Below are 3,087 nucleotides of genomic sequence, written 5' to 3'. Positions count from 1 at the left end.
ACGAAGGTACAATGGACGGGACTGAGCGCGGATATTTGGACCAAGAGTTTCAGCTGCTTGAATCGGAACTTGACCGTATTGTAAATGTCACAGAATACAACGGTCAAAAGCTGGTAGATGGCAGTGTCTCTGCCGGCGTAAGTTTCCAGGTTGGCATGAAGAACACGGCGAATGACCGAATCTCGGTATCAATCGCTAACAGTGGTTCTACTAGCCTCGGTCTAAATGATGAGCTCCTATCAAGCTCAACGGGTGCCCAGAAAGCAATTACAGCTTTGGATACGGCACTTCAAACAATCAACACCAGTCGCGGTACTCTTGGGGCTACCCAAAACCGTCTGGAAATGACAATGAGTAACTTAGCAATCATGCATGAAAACATGGCGGCAGGTAACTCTCGCATCAAAGATGTAGATGTTGCTGAAGAATCGGCTGCGATGAGTCGCAACCAAATCCTCAGTCAAGCAGGCACATCGGTATTGGCGCAGGCTAACCAGCTTCCGCAATCAGCTTTATCGCTGATTGGCTAACTAGCAGGTTAATCAATTGTCATCGGAGATTTTTGAAGTCTTTGACGAAGAAAATCACCGTGTGGGCGAGGCTCCTCGCAGTATCGTTCACACGCGTGGTCTCTTTCATCGTTCCGTCCATGTCTGGGTTTTTAACAAACACGACAAGGTACTATTACAGCAGCGAGCAGACCAGAAGGACGTTGCACCGTCTCTTTGGGACCTGGCTGTAGCAGAGCATGCAAAACCGGGTGAATTCGGTTTTGAGACAGCATTGCGCGGTGCGTGGGAAGAATTGTCTATCCGATTGACGGTTCGTCTGGTGGCGAACTACCGACTCAACAGTCTTGAGTATCCCGAGCTGGGCATATTCGACCGAGAGTTTGTGCAAACCTACCAGGCCTGTCATGACGGACCTTTTGTGCTGGACAAAGAAGAAGTTCAGGACACTAAGTTTGTCGCGATGCAAGAGCTCATTGATGACGCTCGAAGCCATCCGGAGAATTACACTCCTTGGCTGCATCAGGATTTAGGCCTGTTTAAGATATAGAAAAAAAGCCGGGATGGGTTGGTGACCTTTCCCGGCTTTTTTTATTTCATTGAAGATTCAACTCACTGACCACTCAAGGTTTTCATCAGCATATACGCAACCTGGTATGGGTTGCAGTTCGCTCCGGGGCGCCGGTCTTCGATGTAGCCAAAGCCCTGCTTTGACACTGCAAGCGGAATTCGAATGGATGCTCCACGGTCGGCAGTTCCGCTCTTAAATTCACTGATTGAGCACGTTTCGTGTAGGCCCGTAAGCCTTTCTTCAAGATGCGCTCCATAGACAGAAATGTGCTCGCCATGCCGTTCCTGTAAAGCCGATACCGCCGCTTCAATAGTCGCCGCACCGGTTTCGGGATGGCGCATTTTAGAAGTCGAAAAGTTGGTGTGAGCGCCCGCTCCGTTCCAATCACCCTTCACAGGCTTTACTTCATAATTAACAGAGACACCGTAGTCTTCACCGACACGGTTCAATAACCAGCGAGCAAACCAAAGGTGGTCGGATACAGTCAATGGGTCAGCTGATTCACCCGCGACGCCTCGGTAACCCATCTGAAATTCCCACTGCGCCGGCATAACTTCCGCATTGGTTCCGAAAATCATAAGGCCTGCCTGCAGGCAAAGCTCGGTATGACGTTCAACAATTTCTCGGCCGTAGACTTTGTCGGCACCTACGCCACAGTAGAACGGGCCTTGAGGAGCCGGGAACCCTACTTCGGGCCAGCCAAGTGGTCGTGCACCTTCAAACAGCGTGTATTCTTGCTCGAATCCCATCCAAGCGCCGAGTTCACTTGCGCCCGCATCCAATACATCTCGGAGGGTCGCCCGGTGATTTGTTTCATGCGCTTCACCGTCGGACGTGAAAACCTCGCACATAACGAGATAGTTACCTTCGCCCCGGATAGGATCATCAACAAAGCTAACTGGCTTTAAGGTTAGATCTGAGTCGTTGCCAGGAGATTGCGCAGTAGAAGACCCGTCGAATGCCCAATCAGGGAAACCGTCTAAGGTAATCCCTTCGGTTTCTAAGATGCGCGTCTTGGAACGAAGTTCTTGGGTGGGTGCTGTACCGTCTAGCCAAATATATTCTGCCTGCTTCAACATGCTCGTGGTCCTTTTTACGTAAATCGCCGAAAAGTCGCCCCGTGGCGGGTTGTCCGCACGGAGTTCTCTCCATAGCGTCGAGCAACCACCGTGCCAAAATCACGCAAATGTTCAAAGGGCTGTAGAATCGGAAGGATAGGAAACCCCAGCGCAAAGCCAGCGTTTCCTTGAACGAGAGGATCTACATTTTGGTGGAATCAGGCGACTTGAAACTACGATTTGGTAGGCCTAGAACCTACACCTTAAGCCTTGAGCGTATCGTAAAGCTCGGATGGGCTTGAGATTTTGGCCGGCTCGAAACTCTTACCAAGCAGCCGCTGATAGAGCTCAACGTATTTCTCTGCTAGATCCACTCGGATTTCACCAGGAATCGCAGGCGGCTCACCCTCGCCCTGATAACCTTGAGAGATTAACCATTGGCGAATATTTTCCTTATCAAGCATAAGCTGAGATTCGCCTGCTGCGAATCGTGCTTCGTACTCGTCTGCCATCCAGTATCGGCTTGAGTCCGCGGTGTGAATTTCATCAATCACTGCCAGCTCTCCATCGATCATCCCGAATTCGTACTTGGTATCGACCAAAATCAGACCCTGCTTAGCTGCAAGAGCCTCCCCTCGCTCAAAAAGAGCCAAAGCCTTCTCGCAAGCTTCATCGAGGAGCGCCTGCTCCACGTGACCCTCGGCAACCAAATTACGGCGGCTAATCGGTAGGTCGTGCTCACCGACCGCTGCCTTCGTAGAGGGAGTGATAATCGGTGTTTCAAAACGCTGGTCGCGCTTTAAATCAACCGGGAAATCGATTTCGTAGGCGCCCGCGCTGCCTGCCTGATAATCACGCCAAAGCGAACCCGTTATGTAACGGCGAACGATAATCTCAGCCGAAATAGGCGCTGCACGATGGACCCGCATCACATTAGGGTGCGGACTGT

At 51.1% G+C, this 3,087-nt stretch carries 4 protein-coding genes; 2 read left to right on the top strand and 2 right to left on the bottom strand.

The genetic code is table 11. From position 1 onward, the window contains the following. The first annotated feature begins 11 nt into the window (after positions 1-11). Together HOK28_04365 and HOK28_04360 are read left to right on the top strand one after the other, a co-directional pair. A complete protein-coding gene (locus HOK28_04365) occupies positions 12-530 on the top strand; it encodes a hypothetical protein (protein ID MBT6432301.1) in 519 nt (172 codons plus the stop codon). A gap of 16 nt (positions 531-546) precedes the next feature. Beyond that, positions 547-1,059, top strand: a complete 513-nt coding sequence (locus HOK28_04360) for an NUDIX domain-containing protein (GenBank protein ID MBT6432300.1) — start codon at positions 547-549, stop codon at positions 1,057-1,059. A 62-nt stretch (positions 1,060-1,121) separates the two neighbouring features. Here the strand turns inward: HOK28_04360 and HOK28_04355 are convergent, their stop codons facing one another. Next, positions 1,122-2,159 (bottom strand): glutamine synthetase, encoded by a 1,038-nt coding sequence (locus HOK28_04355; GenBank protein MBT6432299.1) that lies wholly within the window; start codon positions 2,157-2,159, stop codon positions 1,122-1,124. Positions 2,160-2,401: 242 nt separating this feature from the next. Next, positions 2,402-3,087: phosphoribosylaminoimidazolesuccinocarboxamide synthase (locus HOK28_04350; protein ID MBT6432298.1), on the bottom strand; the 686-nt coding region annotated here is incomplete at its 5' end.

The organism is Deltaproteobacteria bacterium, assembly GCA_018668695.1.
GTDB lineage: Bacteria > Myxococcota > XYA12-FULL-58-9 > XYA12-FULL-58-9 > JABJBS01 > JABJBS01.
Note: the sequence above shows the minus strand (reverse complement) of the source record. Positions and strands in the feature narration are given on the sequence as shown.